This is a genomic window from Streptomyces sp. NPDC006339 (genome assembly GCF_040612775.1).
Classification (GTDB): domain Bacteria; phylum Actinomycetota; class Actinomycetes; order Streptomycetales; family Streptomycetaceae; genus Streptomyces.
Map to the genome: position 1 here is coordinate 1 of NZ_JBEXQW010000025.1, position 19,287 is coordinate 19,287.

Sequence of the window (19,287 nt, forward strand, 5' to 3'; positions counted from 1 at the left end):
GTCCGTCTTGTTGATGCAGAGGATGACGGGCATGCGGGCCTGGAGGGCCTTGCGCAGCACGAAGCGGGTCTGCGGCACGGCCTCCGCCTCCGCCGTACGCCCCCGCCCGCGCAGCAGATGCGCCAGGGCCGCCGCCTCTTGGGCGGGCCGGGTCCCGCCGGCCAGCTCCAGGAACTCGGCCGCGGCCGCCGGCTCGGCCCGCCCCAGCCGCTCCGCGTGCTCGGCGATCTGCCGGGGCTGTGCCCGCAGCGGCTCCCGGAACCGCTCCGGCACCGCGGGCCCGGCGGCCCGGGGCGCCTGCCCGGCCGCCGCCCCGCCCCGCAGCCCGTGACGGTTGCGGGCGATGACCAGGTCGCGCCCGGTGTTGTGCAGCCGCTGCTGGGGGAGCGGCCGCCCCTTGGCGCGCAGCTCCCCGACCAGGTGCTCGTACAGCTCCGTGGCCCTGATCAGCGGCCCGGCACCGGGCAGCCCGTCGGACAGCGCGCGGATCAGCTCACCGGTGAAGGCGGTGTGGGGTTCGCCCGGCGGTGCGATCGCCAGCCGGTTGGGGCCGCAGGCCGTGAGCAGGTACGTGCCCGCGATGCGGGCCTGCTCCGCCATCGTCACCGGCCCGCTCATGCCGCCGGCCATCGCCTGCCCGCTGTAGCAGCAGTCCAGGATCACCACCCGGTCGGTCCTCCGGTCCGCGCCCAGCACCTCCCGCCGCAGGCTCGCGAAGTCGACCGAGGTGTACGGGCGTCGGGGATCGGACGAGGGCAGGGCGAGCAGCAGGCTGTCGACCTCGCCCGGCCCCACGAGCCCGTGGCCCGCGTAGTAGACCAGCAGCATTCCGGTGGCGCGCCGGGTCGCCTCCCGTACGGCGTCGAGGAGTTCCGTCGGGGACGGGGGCTCGCACACCCGGGTGATGTTCTCCGGCGGCAGGCCCAGGACGCCGGGATCCGCCAGGAGCCGCGCGAGGTCCTCCAGGTTGCGGGCGACCGCCGGGAGGTCCTCGAGCTCGGGCGACCGGTAGGCCGAGGAACCGATGAGGACGGCGTACGAGCCGCGGGGATCGGCCGGCTCCACGGCTATCGGTCTTCCGGCTGCCCGGGGTCGGAGAAGGCCCGGAGGATCTGCTGGACGGCCTCCTCGGAGCCTTCTCGCACCGTCACGGTCAGCCCGTCGGACGCCCGGGTGAACGTGAGGGCGGCCCGGCTGCGCCGGGCCCTGCGCCATGTGGCGTACGCCAGCGTCAGGTTGGCGAGGCCCACGGCGTGGGTGAGGACCACGTCGATGACGTCGAGGCCGCCGCTCATGGTGCCCGGCACGGGGTCCGGGGCGAGGCGGATCCGGCCGGGCGGCTCCTCCTCGTCGCCGAGCCAGCGGTGGAAGTCCCGCAGGTCCGGGCTGTCCTCGGGATCCGCCACCCCGATGCTCAGCCGGATCTCCCCCATGCTCCGCCTCCTCCGTGACCGACGTGCCGTCCGACGTGCCTACGGATCAGAGCGTCGCACACGGCCCCCGGGGGAACGGACGGTTCCGGCGGACTCGGACTGCCGTCTGTCGGTCCGTCAGTGCATGGGCGCGGGCTTCAGGACCGCGAAGGGCGCGCCGAAGGGGTCGGCGAGCCAGGCGATCCGGCCCACCTCGGGCACGTCCGTCGGCGGCATCAGGACCGAGCCGCCGCTCTCCTGGGCGGAGGTGGCGATCACGTCCGTGTCCGCCACCGCGAAGTACGGCACCCAGCGGGCCCGGGACGCGCCGCTCTGGAGCGGCGCCACACCGCCGAAGGAGGCGTCCTGCTGGTCCCCGTCGGCCGTCGAGACGACCCGGTAGGTCATGCCGGGAGCGTCCATCGCCTGCCAGCGCCAGCCGAACAGGGCGCTGTAGAAGGCGAGGGTGGCCTCCGGGTCACCGGTGTGGAGTTCGGTCCACACCAGGGTGTTGTCCTCCGAGGTCCGCTCCAGGCCCTTGATCCGGCCCGGCTGCCACACGGCGAACTCGGCGCCGCCCGGGTCGGTCAGGGCCGCCATCCGTCCGGCGTCCATGACGTCGAAGGCGGACACCCGCACGGTGCCGCCGTTGGCCTCGACGGCGTGCTCGGTGGCGTCGGCGTCCGGGGTCTGGAAGTAGACGGTCCAGGCGCTGCTCGCGCCCTCCTCCGTGAGCGGGCCGAGGGCCGCGACCGTACGTCCGTCCTGCTGGAAGAAGCCGTAGCCGCCCGCCTCCGGGCCGGCCGGGAGGAAGTCCCAGCCGAAGACCCGGCCGTAGAAGACGGCGGCCGCGTCGGTGTCGGGGCTGCCGAGGTCGATCCAACTGGGGGAGCCCGTCGTGAAGTCCGTACCGAGCATGGGGTGAGTCCCGTCCTTCCCTGGGGGATGTCTTCCGTCACCTTGACCGATCCTGGTCGCCGCCTCGGGTCCGTGTGCCCCGAGGGCCCGGGTTTCATCCGCTCGGCCCAGTGCCCAGTGCCCAGCGCCCGGCGCCCCCGCGCGCACCCCGCCCCCTCACTCCCCGGCTGCCGCCACCCGCCGGTCCAAGTCGGCCATCAGCAGGTCCGCGTTGACCATGACGGCCGCGCGGTAGCCGCCGCTCGCCGCGTTGATCACCTGCTCGTGCGCGCCGATCGCGTTCCCCGCGGCCCACACCCCGGGCACGCTGGTCCGGCCGGTCTCGTCGACCGTGACGAACGTGCCGAACGGCGTCTCGTGCGTGGCCGCGCCCAGCGCCCGCAGCAGACCGTCGCGCGGCACCGTCCTGGTCCCCACGAAGAGCACCTCGCGGGGCACGATCCGCCCGTCCGCCATCCGTACGCCCGTGATCCGGTCGTCCTCGACCACGAGCCCGGCCACCTCGCCGGACACCACCGTCACGCCGGCCGCCGCGAGCCGGGCCGCGTCCTCGGCCGACGGCTCGGGAGCGGTGTGCAGGAAGAGCGTCACGTCGGGCGACCACTGGGAGACCATCAGGGCCTGGTGGGCGGGCATCACGGGATGGGCGATCACGCCGAAGGCCCGGTCGCGGACCTCCCAGCCGTGGCAGTACGGGCAGTGGAGGACGTCCCGGCCCCACCGCTCCGCGACCCCGTCGATCTCCGGCAGCTCGTCCACCAGACCGGTCGTCACGACCAGGCGGCGCGCGCGGACCGTCCGCCCGTCCTCCAGCGCCACGGTGAAGCCGTCCCGCCCGTCGGCCGCCTCCGGGCCGTCCGGCACGGCCGCCGTCACCAGCCCCTGCGTCCACTCCACGCCGTACGCGGCGATCTCCCGCCGCCCGACGGCCAGCAGCTCCGCCGGGCTCATCCCGTCCCGGGAGAGGTAGCCCTGCATGTGGGCGGCCGGGGCGTTGCGCGGCTCGCCCGCGTCGATCACCAGGGTGCTGCGCCGCGCCCGGCCCAGGACCAGGGCCGCGCTGAGGCCGGCCGCGCCGCCGCCGACCACCACCACGTCGTACGTCCGGTTCTCGTTTCCGTGCTCGTTCCGGTTCTCGGTGCGCGTGTTCTCGTTCATGCAAGAGAGGGTCGCTCGCCGCCCCATATTTGACAAACGGAGTTGCCGTTTCTGCAATGGGAAAATGACCGAAGACGAACGCATCGCCTCCGTGCTCGACGAGGTCGGCCCCCGCCTGCGCCGGCTCCGCCGGGAGCGCGGGTCCACGCTGGCCGACCTGTCCGCCGCCACCGGCATCTCGGTGAGCACCCTCTCCCGGCTGGAGTCCGGCGGGCGCAAGCCCAGTCTGGAACTGCTGCTGCCGATCGCCCGCGCCCACCAGGTCCCGCTCGACGAGCTGGTCGGCGCCCCGCCGGTCGGCGACCCGCGGATCCGGTCCCGGCCGATCGTGCGCCACGGCCGCACGCTGTACCCGCTCACCCGCCAGCCCGGCGGCCTCCAGGCGTACAAGGTCGTCCAGGAGCCCGGCGCCGAGGCCCCGGACCCGCGGGTGCACGAGGGTTACGAGTGGCTCTACGTGCTGTCCGGGCGGCTGCGCCTGGTGCTCGGCGACCACGACGTGGTGCTGGCGGCGGGCGAGGCGGCCGAGTTCGACACGCGGGTCCCGCACTGGTTCGGGCCCGCGGACGGCCGCCGGGTGGAGTTCCTGAGCCTGTTCGGACCGCAGGGCGAGCGGATGCACGTACGGGCGCGGCCGAAGAAGTCCTGAGCGCCTGGTTCCCTCAGTCCAAGCGACCGCTTAGTATGCGGACCGTCCGTGCGCATCGACCGCACGGCGCCCAGGACGACGACGGCTGCTGGAGGATCTCCGCATGCAGGCATGGCGAGTGCACGAGAACGGCGAACCGGGCGAGGTGATGCAGCGCGACGACGTCGACCGGCCCGAGCCCGGCGCGGGCCAGGTGCTGCTGAAGGTCCGCGCCACCGGCCTCAACTTCCCCGACGCGCTGCTGTGCCGGGGCCAGTACCAGGTGCGGCCGCCGCTGCCGTTCACCCCCGGCGTCGAGATCTGCGGCGAGACCGAGGACGGCCGCCGGGTCATCGCGACCCCCACCCTGCCGTACGGCGGCCTCGCCGAGTACGCGGTCGCCGACGCGGCCTCGCTGCTCCCGGCGCCCGAGGCGCTCGACGACGCCGAGGCCGCCGCCCTCCACATCGCCTACCAGACCGGCTGGTTCGGCCTTCACCGCAGGGCCGCCCTGAAGGAGGGCGAGACCCTCCTCGTGCACGCCGCCGCGGGCGGTGTCGGCAGCGCCGCCGTCCAGCTCGGCAAGGCGGCCGGCGCCACCGTCATCGGCGTCGTCGGCGGCGCGGACAAGGCCGCCGTCGCCCGGGAACTCGGCTGCGACACCGTCGTCGACCGGCACGCCGAGGACGTCGTCTCCGCCGTCAAGGAAGCCACCGGCGGCCGCGGCGCCGACGTCATCTACGACCCGGTCGGCGGCGCCGCCTACCAGCAGTCCGCCAAGCTCGTGGCCTTCGAGGGCCGGATCGTGGTCGTCGGCTTCGCCAGCGGCACCATCCCCAGCCCGGCGCTCAACCACGCCCTGGTGAAGAACTACTCGATCCTGGGCCTCCACTGGGGCCTGTACAACCTCAAGGACCCGGCGGCCGTCCCGCGCTGCCACGAGACCCTCACCGAACTCGCCGCCAAGGGCCTGATCAAGCCGTACGTCAGCGAGCGCGTCCCCTTCGACGCCGCCGCCGACGCCGTGCAGCGGCTCTCCGAGGGCGTGACCACCGGCCGTCTGGTCGTTCTCCCCGCCGGACGTCCGGACGGCTCCCCGGACGGCCTCACGGAAGGAGCCCGCGCATGACCGCCCGTACCGACGCCACCGCCCGTGCCGCCCGAGCCGTCGACGCCGACGAACTGCGCGCCCGCACCCGGCGGTTGCTGGCCGAACACCCGCCGGCCGACACCGACCGCACCGACTTCCTGCGCGCCCGCTTCGACGCCGGACTCGCCTGGGTGCACTACCCCGTCGGCCTCGGCGGACTCGACGCCCCGCGCGCTCTCCAGGCGGTCGTCGACGCCGAACTCGCCGCCGCCGGAGCCCCCGACAACGACCCCCGCCGGATCGGCATCGGCCTCGGCATGGCCGCCCCGACCCTCCTCGCCTACGGCTCCGACGAGGTCAAGGAGCGCTTCCTCAAGCCCCTGTGGGTCGGCGAGGAGGTCTGGTGCCAGCTCTTCAGCGAACCGGGCGCCGGCTCCGACCTCGCCGCACTCGGCACCCGGGCCGTCCGCGACGGGGACGACTGGGTGATCAACGGGCAGAAGGTGTGGACCTCCAGCGCCCATGTGGCCCGCTGGGCCATCCTCATCGCCCGCACCGACCCGGACCTGCCCAAGCACCGGGGCATCACCTACTTCATCTGCGACATGACCGACCCCGGCGTCGAGGTCCGGCCGCTGCGCCAGATCACCGGCGAGGCCGAGTTCAACGAGGTCTTCCTCACCGACGTCCGCATCCCCGACGCCCACCGCATCGGCGAGGTCGGCGACGGCTGGCGGGTCGCCCAGACCACCCTCATGAACGAGCGCGTCACGATCGGCGGCGCCCGCATCCCGCGCGAGGGCGGCATGATCGGGAAGGCCGCCGCCACCTGGCGGGACCGCCCCGAACTGCGCACCCACGACCTGCACCGCCGCCTCCTCGACCTCTGGGTGGACGCCGAGGTCGCCCGGCTCACCGGCGAGCGGCTGCGCCAGCAGCTCGTCGCCGGCCAGCCCGGCCCCGAGGGCAGCGCCATGAAGCTCGGCTTCGCCCGTCTCAACCAGGCCATCAGCGCCCTGGAGGTCGAACTCCTCGGCGACGAAGGGCTCCTGTACGGCGAGTGGGCCATGGTCCGGCCCGACCTGGTCGACTTCACCGGCCGCGACGCGGGCTACCGCTATCTGCGCGCCAAGGGCAACTCGATCGAGGGCGGGACCACCGAGGTCCTGCTCAACATCGTCGCCGAGCGGGTGCTCGGCCTGCCCCCCGAGCCCCGCAACGACAAGGACGTCGCCTGGAAGGACCTCGCCCGATGAACGCAACGCCGGACCTCCTCTACTCCGAGACCGAGGACGACCTGCGGGCGGCGGTCCGCTCCCTGCTCGCCGACCGGGCCGACGCGCAGACCCTGCTCGCCCGGATCGAGCAGCCGAGCCCCTACGTCCCCGGCCTGTGGGAGGCCCTCGGCGCCGGCATCGGCGCCGCCGGACTTCTGGTCCCCGAGAAGCTGGGCGGGCAGGGCGCGAGCCACCGCGAGGCCGCCGTGGTCCTGGAGGAGCTCGGCCGGGCCGTGACCCCGGCGCCGTACCTGACCAGCGCCGTGATCGCGACCGAGACCCTGCTCGCGCTCGACACCGACCAGCGGCCGGTGGCCGACCTGCTCGCCGCCCTCGCGTCCGGCGAGCGGACCGCCGTCCTGGCCGTGCCGCTCTCCACCGCCCCGGGCGCCCCCCTGCCCGCGACCGACACCCCCGGCCCCGTCCCCGCCGTCGCGGACGCCGTCGCCGCCGACGTGCTCCTCGTGCCGCGCCCCGACGGGCTCTACGCGGTGCCCGCCGCCGACGCGGTGATCACCCCGCTCTCCCCGCTCGACCTCACCCGGCCGCTCGCCGCCGTCGACGCGAGCGGCGCCGCCGGCACCCGCCTCGCCGACGCCGACCGCGCCCGCGAGGCGGTCCGGCGCGGGCTGCTCTCCGGCGCAGGACTGCTCGCCTCCGAGCAGCTCGGGATCGCCGAATGGTGCCTGGAGGAGACCGTCCGGCACACCAAGGAGCGCCACCAGTTCAACCGCCCGATCGGCTCCTTCCAGGCGCTGAAGCACCGGATGGCCCGCATCTGGCTGGAGCTCGTGGGGGCCAGGGCGGCGGCCCGCGCCGCCGCCGACGCGCTCGCCACCGGCGCCCCGGACGCCGGGCTGACCGTGGCCGTCGCCCAGGCGTACTGCGCGATGGCCGCCGTGCACGCCGCCGAGGAGTGCGTCCAACTGCACGGCGGCATCGGCATGACCTGGGAGCACCCCGCCCACCTGGCCCTCAAGCGGGCCGTGTCGGACCGGACGGCGCTGGGCTCGCCCGGGCGGCACCAGGACACCGTCGCCGCCCTGATGGACCTCCCGGCCCCCGAGCGCACGCTCTTGTAAGGGTCCCATGTGTCCGCACCCCTTATACATGCTGTTTAATTGCGATCGCTTCGCAAGAACAGTTGATCTTCAAGAGGGGTGTGGACACCATGGCCGCCCGAACCGTCCGCCGCGCGACCGCCGCGATACTCACGGGGGCCGTCGCCCTCACCGCGGCGGCCTGCTCGAATCCCGGCAACGGCGCAGCCGGCTCCGGCGGCCCGAAGGACTCGGCGGTCGTCGGCATCGCCTACGAGCCCGAGACCCTCAGCCCCCTCCTCGGCTACGGCAAGGACGGCAACTCCAAGATCTTCGACGGGCTCCTCGCCTTCGGCGCCGACATGAAGCTCGAGCCCGCCCTCGCCGCCGCCCTGCCGACCGTCAGCGCCGACGGCCTCACCTACACCTACAAGCTGCGCCCCGGCGTGAAGTTCTCCGACGGCAAGCCCTTCACCGCCGCCGACGTCGTCTTCACCTACCGGACCATCCTGGACCCGAAGACCAACAACCCCTCCAGGACCGAGCTCGACGCCCTGAAGGACGTCAAGGCCGTCGGCGACGACACCGTCGTCTTCACCCTCAAGTACCCCTACGCGCCCTTCGCCGAGCGCACCGTCCTCGCCATCGCCCCGCAGCACGTCGCCGGCGCGCAGGACGTCAACACCGGCCCCTTCACCACCAAGCCGGTCGGCACCGGCCCGTACGTCCTCACCGGCTGGTCCAAGGGCGAGAAGCTCAGCTTCCAGGCCAACCCGCACTACTGGGGCGGCGCCCCGGCCGTGAAGAAGTTCACCATGGCCATCATCAAGGACGACGACGTCCGCGCCACCCGGCTGCGCGCCGGCGACCTCGACGGCGCCATCCTGCCGCCCAACCTCGCCGCCGGCTTCGGCACCGACAAGACGAAGAAGACCTGGGCCGCGAAGACCTACGACTACCGCACGGTCACCCTCCCCACCCACAACAAGGTCACCGGCGACACCGCGATCCGCCGCGCCCTCGACCTCGCCGTCGACCGGCAGGCCATGGTCGACAAGATCCTCGAAGGCGCGGGCAAGCCCGCCTACGGGCCCGTCCCCACCGACAGCCCCTGGTTCACCAAGGGCACCGAACGCCGCCACGACCTCGCCGGCGCGCAGAAGATCCTCGACGAGGCCGGCTGGAAGCCCGGCCCCGACGGCGTCCGCGTCAAGAACGGCGTCCGCGCCGCCTTCCCGCTCTGGTACCTCTCCGGCGACAAGCTCCGCCAGGACCACGCCCTCGCCTACGCCTCCGACGCCAAGAAGGCCGGCATCGACATCACCACCCAGGCCGGCACCTGGGAGGTCATCGAGCCCCGCATGAAGACCGACGCCGTCCTCGCCGGCGGCGGCTCGCCCGGCGACCCCGACTTCGACCAGTACCTCCTGCTGAAGTCCTCCCTCGGCGGCGACGGCTTCAACAACATGGCCTGGTACGACAACAAGACCGTCGACCGCGCCCTCGAGGACGGCCGCCGCACCGACGACCCCGCGAAGCGCCGCGCCGCCTACGACACCGTCCAGCGCGAACTGGTGAAGAACCCCGGCTACACCTTCCTCACCCACATCGACCACCTCTACGTCGTCGCCGACCGCTGGGACGGACTCTCCACCCAGACCGAGCCGCACGACCACGGCCTCGCCTCCGGTCCCTGGTGGAACGTCGAGGACTGGAAGCCGAAGGGCAGCGGAGCGGCCGCCAAGTGAGCCGACGCCTCCCCTGGGGAGCGATGGCCCGGATGACGGGACGGCGGGCCCTGGCCGCCGTCCCCGTCCTGCTCGGCGTCACCCTCGCGGTCTTCGCCGTCGCGGCCGCCTCCCCGTTCGACCCCGTCAAGGCATACGCCGGCACCGCCGGCCTCACCGCCTCCCAGGAGAACCTCGACCAGTTGCGCGCCAACCTCGGCGTCGACCGGCCCTGGTTCGGCCGCTGGTGGCAGTGGCTCACCCGCGCCGTCACCGGCGACCTCGGCGACTCCAGCGTCATGCGCCAGCCCGTCGCCGACGTCATCGCCGAACGCGTCGGCTGGTCCGCGCTGCTCGCCGCCACCGCCTTCCTGGTCGCCATCACCCTCGGCACCGCGCTCGGCGTCCTCGCCGGCCGCCGCCGCGGCGGCCTCCTCGACCGGGCCGTCAGCTCCGCCGCGTACACCCTGGAAGCCGCCCCCGCCTTCTGGCTCGGACTGCTCGCCATCTGGTTCTTCGCCCTGAAGCTGGGCGCGCTGCCGGCCGGCGGCCTCACCGACACCGCCAGCGAGACCGTCACCGCCGCCCAGGTCGCCACCCACCTCGTCCTGCCCGCCCTCGTCCTCGGGATCTCCCAGCTTCCCTGGTTCTTCCTGTACGTACGCCAAGGCGTCGGCGACGCCCTGGAGGAGGACCCGGTGCGCGGCGCCCGCGCCCGCGGCCTCGCCGAACGGACCGTCCTCACCGGCCACGCCCTGCGCTCCGGAATGCTGCCCATGCTCACCCTCGTCGGCTCCCGCGTGCCCGAACTCATCACCGGGGCCCTCCTCGTGGAGACCGTCTTCAGTTGGCCCGGCATCGCCGCCGCCACCGTCCAGGCCGCCGTCTCCGTCGACTTCCCGCTGCTCGCCGCGCTCACCGTGCTCGCCACCGCCGCCGTCCTCCTCGGCAACCTGCTCTCCGACCTGCTGTACGGGCTCGCCGACCCGAGGGTGGGCTTCGATGGCTGACCCCCGCGACGCCCGCACCCGGCGGATCCGCCTGTGGAGCTCCGCGCTCGTCACCGGCGCCGTCGTCCTGGCCGTCCTCCTCGTGCCGCCGCTCGCGCAGCTCGACGAACAGGCCGTCGACCTGGGCAGCAAGCTCCTTCCGCCGTCCTGGGACCACCCCTTCGGCACCGACGACGTCGGCCGCGACCTGCTGCTGCGCTGCGTCTACGGCCTGCGGATCTCGCTGCTCGTCGGCCTGGTCGCGGCGCTCGTCGCCACCGTCATCGGCACGGCCGTCGGCGCCGCGGCCGGAGCGCTCGGCGGCCGCACCGACCGGTTCGTCATGCGGATCGTCGACGGCTTCGCGTCCGTGCCGCACCTGCTGATGGGCATCTTCATCGTCGCCATGTTCCGGCCGGGCGTCTGGCCGGTGATCGTCTCCGTGGCGCTCACCCACTGGCTCTCCACCGCCCGGATCGTCCGCTCCGAGGTCCTCTCGCTGCGCTCCCGCCCCTTCGTCGACGCGGCGATCTCCGGCGGTGCGTCCCGGTGGCGGATCGCGGTGCGGCACCTGCTGCCCGCCGTCCTGCCGCAGGCCGGTCTCGCCGCCGTCCTCATGGTGCCGCACGCCATGTGGCACGAGTCGGCGCTCTCCTTCCTCGGCCTCGGCCTGCCCAGCCACCAGGCCAGCCTCGGCAACCTCGTCCAGAGCGCCCGCTCCTCGCTGCTCGCCGGCGACTGGTGGCCGACGCTCTTCCCCGGCCTCTTCCTCATCGTGCCGACCCTCGCCGTCGCCGGCCTCGCCGGAGTCTGGCGCGACCGCCTGAACCCCCGCCGCCGATCGGAGCTGATGCTGTGAACGCCGCGAACGAGCAGGTCCTGCGGGCCCTCCAGGCCGTCACCGCCGAACGCGCCGGCGACGCCCTGCTCAGCGTCCGCGGCCTCACCGTCCGCTTCCGCCTCCGCGGCGGCCGGACCGTCGCCGCCGTCACCGACGCCTCCTTCGACCTCGCCCCCGGCGAATGCCTCGCCCTCGTCGGCGAGAGCGGCTGCGGCAAGTCCGTCCTCGCCTCCGCCCTCCTCGGCCTCCTCCCCGCGAACGCGGAGACGGAGGGCACGGCCCTCCTGACCGGCGGCCCGGGTCGGGGCGCGCATCGGGACTCCGCCGAGGCGGACTCGGGGGACGCGTACGGCGCGGGCCTGTCCGGCGACGCCGCAGCGCACGCGGGCGACGGCGGGGGCCGCGCCCGCGCGCGGGGTGGCAGGACGGGCTCGTACGGCGGGGGAGCGTCGGCCTCCCGGGGCGGCGAGGGCATCGCCGGTACCGGGGCGCACGGCGGCCCTGAGGGCGCGGGGGAGCCGGGCGTGGTCGATCTGCTCGCCGCCGACGAGCGGACGCTCGCCCGCACCGTACGCGGGCGGCGGATCGGGCTCGTGCCGCAGAGTCCCGCGGCGCATCTCACGCCGGTGCGGACCGTGCGGGCGCAGTTGGAGGAGACCGTCCGGGCGCTCACCGACACGCCGCGGCGGGAACGGCGGGCGGCCGCGGAGGCCGCGGCCGAGCGGGCCGCGTTCCCGGCCGGGCACCTCGACCGGTATCCGCACGAGCTGTCCGGCGGCCTCGCCCAGCGGGCGGCCACCGCGCTCGCCCTCATCGGGGACGCGCCGCTGCTGCTCGCCGACGAGCCCACCACCGGCCTCGACCGCGAGCTCGTCGACCGCACCGCCGACGAGCTGCGCCGCCACGCCGACCAGGGCAAGGCCCTGCTGCTCATCACCCACGACCTGGCCGCGGCCCGGCGGGTGGCCGACCGGGTGGCCGTCATGTACGCGGGACGGATCGTCGAGATCGCGCCCGCCGACCGCTTCTTCGGCGAGCCCGGTCCCCGGCACCCGTACGCCAGGGGACTGCTCGACGCCCTCCCGGAGCGCACGTTCACCCCGATCCCCGGACTGCCGCCCGAACTGTCGAACCTGCCCGACGGCTGCGCCTTCGCCCCGCGCTGCGCCGTGGCGAGCGGGGCCTGCGCCACCCGTCCCGACCTCCTCGCCGGCGTCGCCTGCCACCACCCCGACGGAGCGTCCCGTGCTTGAACTGACCGACGTCACCGCCGGCTACGACCGGCGCCGGCCCGTCCTGCGCGGCGCGCACCTCGCCGTCGCCCCCGGCGAGGCCGTCGGCCTGCTCGGCCCCAGCGGCTGCGGCAAGTCCACCCTCGCCCGGGTCGCCGCCCTGCTGCACCGCCCCGACGCCGGCCGGGTCGTCCTCGACGGCACCGAGATCCGGGCCTGGCGCCACCGCGCCCCGCGCGCCCTGCGCACCGCCATCGGCGTCGTCTTCCAGCAGCCGCGCCTGGCCGCCGACCCCCGGCTGCGGCTGGCCGACCTGATCGCCGAGCCGCTGCGCGCGACCGGCCGCCGCGACGAGGTCCCGGACCGGCTCGCCGCCCTCGTCCCGGCCGTCGGCCTCACCGCCGACCTCCTCGGCCGCCGCCCGCACGAGGTCAGCGACGGCCAGTTGCAGCGCGCCTGCCTGGCCCGCGCCCTGGTGCTGCGGCCCCGCTGGCTGATCTGCGACGAGATGACCGCCATGCTCGACGCCTCGACGACCGCCGCCCTCGTCGCGGCCGTCGAGACCTATCGCGCCGAGACCGGGGCCGGTCTGCTCGCCGTCGGCCACGACCGGGTGCTCCTGGAACGCTGGTGCGACCGTACGGTCGAATGGGCCGACTGCCTGGCCGCCGGACGCCCGGGAGAGACCGCGGCATGACGAGCCCCTGGGTGCCGCTGCCCGACGACCACCCCCTCGGCGGACTCCGGCCCGTCCTGGACCGGGCGGACGCCGAGCTCGGGCACGAGCCGGCCGACGGCTTCGAGGACCGCTGCTGGATCCTGCACACCGTCCGCGACGCCGACGGCCGCCGGCTGCGCTGGCGCGAGATCCTGGCGGCGGCCGGACGGCGCCTGGAGGACTGGCCGCACCCGCCCTCGTACCTGCTCTTCGAGGGCATCCCCGGCACGGACGAGCACGACGGCCCGTCGGACGGCGAGATCGACCACGAGACCCTCGTACGGCTCGTCGAACTCCTCGCCCAGCACAGCGCCGCCGGACCCGACACCCCCTGTCACGCCGTCCACGCCGGCATCGAACGGGCCGACGGGCCGCTCCCGGCCCGCCTCGGACGGCTCGCCGACGCCCCCGCGCACCACGCCACCCTGTCGGCGAACTTCCCCGCCAACTGGTGGGCGGTCGACGGAAGTTGGTTCGTGCTCACCGACTGGGACCTGTGCGCCACCGAGGTCTTCGGCAGCGCGCGGCTGATCGCCGCCCTCCTCGCCGACGAGGAGCTCGAAGCGGTCCGCCACCCGAGCATCGCGGAAGCCTTGGCCAGACCCTGAGGAACGGCCGCGACCGGAATGTCACCCGGATGGCCGCCACGCCATACCGCCGTCCGGATCGTCCCTTACGTCACACTGTCCGCCGAACGCCGCAATTCCGGTGCGGCGCAAGGAGGGTGAGCGTGATGGCCATTTCCGTCTCCGTGGTACTGCTTCTGCTGATCCTGGCCGTGATCTTTCTCCGCAGCGGCGGCCTCAAGTTCTCGCACGCGATCGTCTGCGCCCTGCTCGGCTTCTTCCTGGCGAGCACCAGCATGGCGCCCACGATCCAGAACGGTGTGGCCGCCACCGCCAACGTGGTCTCCAGCCTCAAGCCCTGAGCGTTTCACCCCAGTGAAGTGCCCATGAAACGCGGGGCATTTCCCTGTACTTCCCCCATCCTCGGGCCTACCGTCGGCCGCCGGCGCGACCTTCGTACGCACGGACCCGAGGAGCCCAGTGACCACCCGACCCCCGACCCCGCGAGCCCCGGCCCGGCGACCGCGCGCCGCGCGGGCGCTGCGAGCCCGCGCCCTCGCGCTGACCGCCGCCGTGGGCGCGACCGTCCTCGCGCTCGCCGCCCCCCTCGCCCACGCCGACGAGATACCCCTCGCCCCCGGCCACCGCCTCGTCGAGCACTACATCGGCGCACCCGCCACCGCCCGCCCCCTGGCCGGCGAGGCCCCGCCCCAGCACCCGTACCTCGCCCCCAACGGGCGCAGCGGCATGCACGCCGACGCCGCCGGCAGCGGCACCCACCCCTACCCCGCGCCGCTCGGCCGGGACCCGCGCGTCGACAGCGAGCGGATCGCCGCGCTCGGCGGCGAGTGCGCCACCGTCACCTTCGACGCCGGCGGGCGGCTCGTGACCGTCTGCGGCACCTTCACCGGCTTCCTGCTCAAGCTGCTCGACCCGCGCTCCCTGGACACCCTCGCCGAGCACCGGCTGCCGCAGCGCTCCTCCACCGTCGAGGCCGTCACCCGGCTCGACTTCGAGAAGATCTTCAAGGACACCTCCGGCGGCGCCTACTTCTTTCTCGACGACCGCGACCGGGTCGTCCTCGCCGACTCCCGCCAGCACATCCTGCGCATCGCACACCGCCAGAAGCCGGACGGCGCCTGGGAGTTCGTCGTCGAGGACGACTGGGACCTGACCTCCCTCGTCCCGCACGACTGCGTGAGCTGGACCGATCTCTTCCCCAGCGGCGTCTGCGACCCCGTCACCTCCGTCATGCCCGACTGGGACGGCCGCTTCTGGTGGGTCACCCGCCTTGGCCGCGTCGGCACCCTGGATCCCGCCACCGGCACCTTGCGCATGGTGCGGCTGGACGGCGAGGAGATCCAGAACTCCTTCTCCGTCGCCGAGGACGGCGTCTCCATCGTCTCCGACCACGCCCTCTACAGCTTCCGCGCCGACGCCGACGGCACCCCGCGCGTCCAGTGGCGGCAGACCTACGACCGGGGCACCGGCACCAAGCCCGGCTCCGTGAACCAGGGCTCCGGCACCACTCCCGACCTCTTCGGCCAGGGCGGCGCCCGCTACGTCGCCATCACCGACAACGCCGACGACCGCATGAACGTCCTCGTCTACCGGCGCGGCACGGACGTCGCCGACGCCGACCGCCTCGTCTGCCGGGTCCCGGTCTTCGGCCCCGGCGCCTCCACCACCGACAACTCCCTGATCGCCTGGGGCAACAACCTCGTCGTCGAGAACAACTACGGCTACGAGAACCCCACCTCGCTCACCTTCGGCCGCGGCGTCGTCGGCGGCGTCACCCGCGTCGACGTCCGCCCCGACGGCAGCGGCTGCGACACCGTCTGGGAGAGCGACGTCCGCTCCCCGTCCACCGTGCCCAAGCTCTCCACCGCCAACGGCCTGCTCTACTTCTACGAGAAGCGGCCCCACGCCCTCGGCGTCGACGCCTGGTACCTGACGGCCGTCGACTTCCGCACCGGAAGGAAGCTCTGGTCACGGCTCACCGGCACCGGCCCCGCCTACGACAACAACTGGGCGCCGATCACCCTGGGCCCGGACGGCACCGCGTACGTCGGCGTCTTCAACGGCATCGTCTCCGTCCGCGACGGCGCCTGACCGGCCGCCTGACCGGCCGGCCGGCGCACGCCGTGCCGATGCCCGGAACCCCGTGGTCCCGGGCATCGGCGTCCGCGGTGACAGACCGGCGGTCGGCCGCAGGTCACTCCATCTCGGGCATCTCGCCGACCGTCGTCCGCACGTCGATCACGGCGAACGCCGCGCCCTGCGGGTCCAGGAGCGCCGCGAACCGCCCGAACGGGCTGTCCATCGGCCCGAACACCTTCCGGCCGCCGGCCCGCTGGGCCGCCTCGACCGCCTTGTCGCAGTTGTCGACGGCGAAGTAGATCTGGATGTACGCCGGGATGTCGGCCGGGAAGTCGTCCGGCGTCATCACCATCCGGCCGAGCACCGGATCGGCACCGAGGTCGAAGACCCGGTAGTCCATCTGCTCGTCCTTGATCTTCTTCGAGCGGAAGCCGAAGACGGTGGTGAAGAAGTCGTCGGCCTTCGCGGGCTCGCGGGTGAACACCTCCGCCCACACATAGCTGCCCGCCTCGCCCTCGAGCTCGAAGCCCTCGTGGACGCCGGCCTGCCACACGCCGAACACGACGCCCGTCGGGTCCTGCCCGAGGCACATGGAGCCGAAGTCGCCCACCTGCATGGGCTCCATCAGGACCGCGCCGCCCGCCGCCCTGATCTTCTCGGCCGTGGCGGCGACGTCGGGGGAGGCGAAGTAGAGACACCAGGCCGACTTGGGCTCGCCGTCCTGGCCGGGCATCGGCGGCACCACCGCCGCGACCGCCTTGCCGTTCTTGTATGCCTGGGTGTAGTTGCCGTACTCCGAGGAGGACTCGCCGAAGGTCCAGCCGAGCACGTCGCCGTAGAACGACTTCGCGCCCTCGATGTCCGTGAACATCGCGTCGGTCCAGACCGGGGTGCCTTCAGGTCGTGAGGGCATGACGTACTCGCTTCCGATCGATGACGTCTCTGTCTCACCGGCCACGCTAGCCACGACCGGCCCACTCCGCTCGGTGACCCACCGTGACCACCCGCCCGGGTCCCTCCGCCGGCGTCCCGCCCGGGTCCCGTCCGGCGTCCGGTCCGGCGTCCCGTGCGGTGGGTCCCCGTCTCCGTTCAGCCGCGCGCGAAGACCCCGACACCGTTCGGCACGGCCCGCTCGACACCCCCGCTCGGATGGTTGCGCACCGTCACCGACGCCTCGCCCGCCGCCCGGGCGACCAGCGTCGAGGAGCCCCCGCCGTCCAGATTGAAACCGTCCCGCGCCCCCGTCTCCGCGAGCAGCGCCGCGACCTCGGCCAGGGTCATCCCCCGCCCGAGGCCCGGCGAGCCGTCCAGCGCCAACAGCAGCACCCCCCGCCCGTCGTCCTTGATCCCCGCCGCCGTCCGCACCGCCGGAGTGACCTTGTCCAGACCGGCCAGCGGCGCGCCGTCACGCAGCAGGGGATGGCCGCCGAGAGCGAAGCGGTACGGCACGGGGGAGCCCTCCGCGACCAGCCGGTGGCGCACCTTCACCCGGTCGCCCACCGCCAGGGCCCGCAACCGCCGGGCCCCTTCCTCCCGCCCCACCAGGACCTCGGTGTCCGCCGCCACCGCACCGCGCCCCGGGCTGTCCGCCACCGCCACCACCCGGCCGCCGCGCACCGACACCTCGTACGTCTCCTTGCTGCACGGCGCCGCGCGGTCGGTGTCCGTCCCGCACACCGCGCGCATCCGCGAGGCGCCGCCCCACGCGGCGGTGAACACGCCGACGGACCCGACGGGCAGCGCGTACTGATTGAGCCCGCCCAGCGGGAACGAGCCCTCCGGGGCGTCGACCGCACCGTCCAGGACCAGCCGGCCCATCCGCGCCCGGTGGTCCGTCCCCACCCCGAACACCTCGCGCGTCCCCGTCCCCGGCGGCAGCGCCGGCCCGAACCGCTGACCGCGCGGCACCGCAGCCTTCAGCTCCCGCCCGTCGGCGACGGCCGGCCCGACCGGCGCACCCGTCGCCTCCACGCCCGGGTGCTGCGCCTCCGAGAGATGGAAGAAGTCCCCGTTGATCCCGGCGACCGCCCCGCGCGCGTCCGCGAGCCGGGAGAGCGGCGCCCGCGCCGCCACGACGCCCGAATGCAGCAGACCGACCTCGACGCCTTGGCGGCGCAGGTCGACGGAGACCAGATGCACCCGCACCTTCCCCGCCGCCGCCGTCGTCTCGAAGCTGCGGTACGCCACCCCCGGCGCCAGCTCCCGCCAGGTCTCCGCCCCCGCCGCACCCGGCGCGAGCCCCAGCGCCACCGCGCACCAGGCCAGCAGCAGGGCCACGACCGTACGCGGCCGCGTCCGTCGACACGTCACAGATCCCCCCGCACTCCCCGGGACTCCCCGGCCCCACCCGGCTCCCCTACGCCCCGGGGACGCCCCCGGAGCTCCCCTCAATGTCCCAACGACAGCGGGAGTCCGCCAGACACACCTTCGGGTGACACCGGATCCGGCCACTCAGCGGCGGAACTCGCGCGCGTGCGGGAACAGTTCCTTCACCAGGGCCCAGAAGACCGGGAAGTCGGGGATCTCCTTCGCCTCGCGCGCCCACCGGCCGGCCCCCGCCGTCCGCACCACGACCAGACCGTCGCCGCGCCACTCGAACCGCCGCACCCGCTCCCACGGCGCCGTCCCCGAGGGCAGCCCGATGCCCTCCGCGTGCAGCGCCACCTCGCCGAACTCGACCCGCTCACCGTCCTCCAGGGCCGCCACCGCCGGCGCCATCGCCCGGCGCAGCGTCTCGTCGAGGACGATCTGCGCCAGCTCGCGGATCTGCGGATCGCTCGGCCGCGGCACCGTCTCCTCGTCGAGGAAGCCGCCGACCGTCACGCCCTGCCGCGCGCCGGTGCGCAGCCGGTACGCGTAGTGCGTGCCCGTGTAACCGCCGTTGACGTACGTCCGCGTGACGTCCTGGTGCATCGCCGTGACCGACCGCCAGGGCACGGCCCGCGCGGTGCCGCCCTCGCCCGGGCAGACCAGACCCCGCTCGTACAGGTACACGTACTCCCCGGGCCGCAGCGGCGCCGCCGGCGCCCGGAACGACCGCCACAGGAACCAGCCCAGGGCCCCGAACGGCAGCAGTAACAGGGGTACGCCGAGACCGGGCCCCACCAGACGCGTCGCCAGGGCCGGCAGCACGAGGGCCGCGCCCGCGAGCAGCAGGACCAGGAAGGGCGTGAAGGGCCGTCGGCGTGACGGCCGTTCCTCAGCCTCGTGCCGGGCGCGGAACCCCCGCAGATAGACCCCGAGTCCTGCCTCCCGCGCCGCCCGTGTCGCCGTCTCGTCCGGCGGAGGTACGTTCACCCGGTCCGACCGCCCCATCGCGCATCCCCCCGTCGGCATGATGACAGCGGCCGCCCGGCCGTGCCAGGGCGCCGGCGACCGCCCGGCGGAAGTGCGGGCAGTCGGCCGGGTCGGTGTACGGGCACTCCAGCGCGCACTCGACCAGCTCCAACTGGGCCCGCGCCCGGGCGATGTCGCCCCGCAGCACCACCGCCCGCCGCAGCAGCACCTCGCGCCGACGGGAGGAGCCGGCGGGAGCGCCGGGGTCGCCCGAGCGGCTGGGACCGGCGAGCTCCGCGGGATCTCCGGATGCTC

At 74.4% G+C, this 19,287-nt stretch carries 19 protein-coding genes; 12 read left to right on the forward strand and 7 right to left on the reverse strand.

Annotated features, from left to right (window positions below; all coding sequences use genetic code 11):
• The 4 genes from ABZ135_RS20905 to ABZ135_RS20920 all read right to left on the reverse strand — a co-directional run.
• Nucleotides 1–1,065: caspase family protein (locus ABZ135_RS20905; RefSeq protein WP_356697716.1), on the reverse strand; the 1,065-nt coding region annotated here is incomplete at its 3' end.
• A 2-nt stretch (nucleotides 1,066–1,067) separates the two neighbouring features.
• Nucleotides 1,068–1,433 (reverse strand): hypothetical protein, encoded by a 366-nt coding sequence (locus ABZ135_RS20910; protein ID WP_356697717.1) that lies wholly within the window; start codon nucleotides 1,431–1,433, stop codon nucleotides 1,068–1,070.
• 117 nt (nucleotides 1,434–1,550) lie between these two features.
• Nucleotides 1,551–2,330, reverse strand: coding sequence for a VOC family protein (locus ABZ135_RS20915; RefSeq protein WP_356697718.1), 780 nt, complete (start codon nucleotides 2,328–2,330; stop codon nucleotides 1,551–1,553).
• A gap of 156 nt (nucleotides 2,331–2,486) precedes the next feature.
• On the reverse strand, nucleotides 2,487–3,488 hold the full coding sequence (locus tag ABZ135_RS20920; protein WP_356697719.1) for an NAD(P)/FAD-dependent oxidoreductase: 1,002 nt from the start codon (nucleotides 3,486–3,488) through the stop codon (nucleotides 2,487–2,489).
• A 64-nt stretch (nucleotides 3,489–3,552) separates the two neighbouring features.
• Here ABZ135_RS20920 and ABZ135_RS20925 point away from each other — a divergent pair, with 64 nt between their 5' ends.
• The 12 genes from ABZ135_RS20925 to ABZ135_RS20980 all read left to right on the forward strand — a co-directional run bounded on the left by ABZ135_RS20925 (nucleotide 3,553) and on the right by ABZ135_RS20980 (nucleotide 15,708).
• Nucleotides 3,553–4,137 carry an XRE family transcriptional regulator gene (locus ABZ135_RS20925; RefSeq protein WP_356697720.1) on the forward strand — a complete coding sequence of 195 codons (585 nt, stop codon included), beginning with the start codon at nucleotides 3,553–3,555 and terminating at the stop codon, nucleotides 4,135–4,137.
• A gap of 103 nt (nucleotides 4,138–4,240) precedes the next feature.
• Nucleotides 4,241–5,245 (forward strand): NADPH:quinone oxidoreductase family protein, encoded by a 1,005-nt coding sequence (locus ABZ135_RS20930; RefSeq protein WP_356697721.1) that lies wholly within the window; start codon nucleotides 4,241–4,243, stop codon nucleotides 5,243–5,245.
• Nucleotides 5,242–6,462: an acyl-CoA dehydrogenase family protein gene (locus tag ABZ135_RS20935; RefSeq protein ID WP_356697722.1), complete on the forward strand. Its 1,221-nt coding sequence runs from the start codon at nucleotides 5,242–5,244 to the stop codon at nucleotides 6,460–6,462. The genes ABZ135_RS20930 and ABZ135_RS20935 overlap by 4 nt, the downstream gene beginning before the upstream one ends.
• Entirely contained in the window at nucleotides 6,459–7,565 is a 1,107-nt protein-coding gene (locus ABZ135_RS20940; protein ID WP_356697723.1) for an acyl-CoA dehydrogenase family protein, read from the forward strand. Before ABZ135_RS20935 ends, ABZ135_RS20940 begins: the two co-directional genes overlap by 4 nt.
• A gap of 89 nt (nucleotides 7,566–7,654) precedes the next feature.
• Nucleotides 7,655–9,271: an ABC transporter substrate-binding protein gene (locus tag ABZ135_RS20945; RefSeq protein WP_356697724.1), complete on the forward strand. Its 1,617-nt coding sequence runs from the start codon at nucleotides 7,655–7,657 to the stop codon at nucleotides 9,269–9,271.
• Entirely contained in the window at nucleotides 9,268–10,260 is a 993-nt protein-coding gene (locus ABZ135_RS20950; RefSeq protein ID WP_356697725.1) for an ABC transporter permease, read from the forward strand. Before ABZ135_RS20945 ends, ABZ135_RS20950 begins: the two co-directional genes overlap by 4 nt.
• The gene (locus tag ABZ135_RS20955) at nucleotides 10,253–11,098 is read left to right on the forward strand and encodes an ABC transporter permease (RefSeq protein WP_356697726.1); all 846 of its coding nucleotides are present in this window, start codon (nucleotides 10,253–10,255) and stop codon (nucleotides 11,096–11,098) included. The genes ABZ135_RS20950 and ABZ135_RS20955 overlap by 8 nt, the downstream gene beginning before the upstream one ends.
• Before the next feature lie 65 nt (nucleotides 11,099–11,163).
• Nucleotides 11,164–12,333, forward strand: a complete 1,170-nt coding sequence (locus ABZ135_RS20960; protein WP_356697822.1) for an ABC transporter ATP-binding protein — start codon at nucleotides 11,164–11,166, stop codon at nucleotides 12,331–12,333.
• Nucleotides 12,326–13,009, forward strand: a complete 684-nt coding sequence (locus tag ABZ135_RS20965; RefSeq protein WP_356697727.1) for an ATP-binding cassette domain-containing protein — start codon at nucleotides 12,326–12,328, stop codon at nucleotides 13,007–13,009. Before ABZ135_RS20960 ends, ABZ135_RS20965 begins: the two co-directional genes overlap by 8 nt.
• Entirely contained in the window at nucleotides 13,006–13,638 is a 633-nt protein-coding gene (locus tag ABZ135_RS20970) for a hypothetical protein (protein ID WP_356697728.1), read from the forward strand. Before ABZ135_RS20965 ends, ABZ135_RS20970 begins: the two co-directional genes overlap by 4 nt.
• Nucleotides 13,639–13,763: 125 nt before the next feature.
• Nucleotides 13,764–13,958 (forward strand): hypothetical protein, encoded by a 195-nt coding sequence (locus tag ABZ135_RS20975; protein WP_356697729.1) that lies wholly within the window; start codon nucleotides 13,764–13,766, stop codon nucleotides 13,956–13,958.
• A 178-nt stretch (nucleotides 13,959–14,136) separates the two neighbouring features.
• The gene (locus ABZ135_RS20980; protein ID WP_356697823.1) at nucleotides 14,137–15,708 is read left to right on the forward strand and encodes a hypothetical protein; all 1,572 of its coding nucleotides are present in this window, start codon (nucleotides 14,137–14,139) and stop codon (nucleotides 15,706–15,708) included.
• A gap of 103 nt (nucleotides 15,709–15,811) precedes the next feature.
• On the opposite strand, the gene ABZ135_RS20985 is transcribed toward ABZ135_RS20980, so the two are convergent.
• From ABZ135_RS20985 to ABZ135_RS20995, 3 genes are all read right to left on the reverse strand, one after another.
• Nucleotides 15,812–16,609 carry a VOC family protein gene (locus ABZ135_RS20985; RefSeq protein WP_356697730.1) on the reverse strand — a complete coding sequence of 266 codons (798 nt, stop codon included), beginning with the start codon at nucleotides 16,607–16,609 and terminating at the stop codon, nucleotides 15,812–15,814.
• 176 nt (nucleotides 16,610–16,785) lie between these two features.
• Nucleotides 16,786–17,964: a phosphodiester glycosidase family protein gene (locus ABZ135_RS20990; RefSeq protein WP_356697824.1), complete on the reverse strand. Its 1,179-nt coding sequence runs from the start codon at nucleotides 17,962–17,964 to the stop codon at nucleotides 16,786–16,788.
• Between the two features lie 183 nt (nucleotides 17,965–18,147).
• Nucleotides 18,148–19,011 carry a DUF6585 family protein gene (locus tag ABZ135_RS20995; protein WP_356697731.1) on the reverse strand — a complete coding sequence of 288 codons (864 nt, stop codon included), beginning with the start codon at nucleotides 19,009–19,011 and terminating at the stop codon, nucleotides 18,148–18,150.
• Nucleotides 19,012–19,287: the final 276 nt, after the last annotated feature.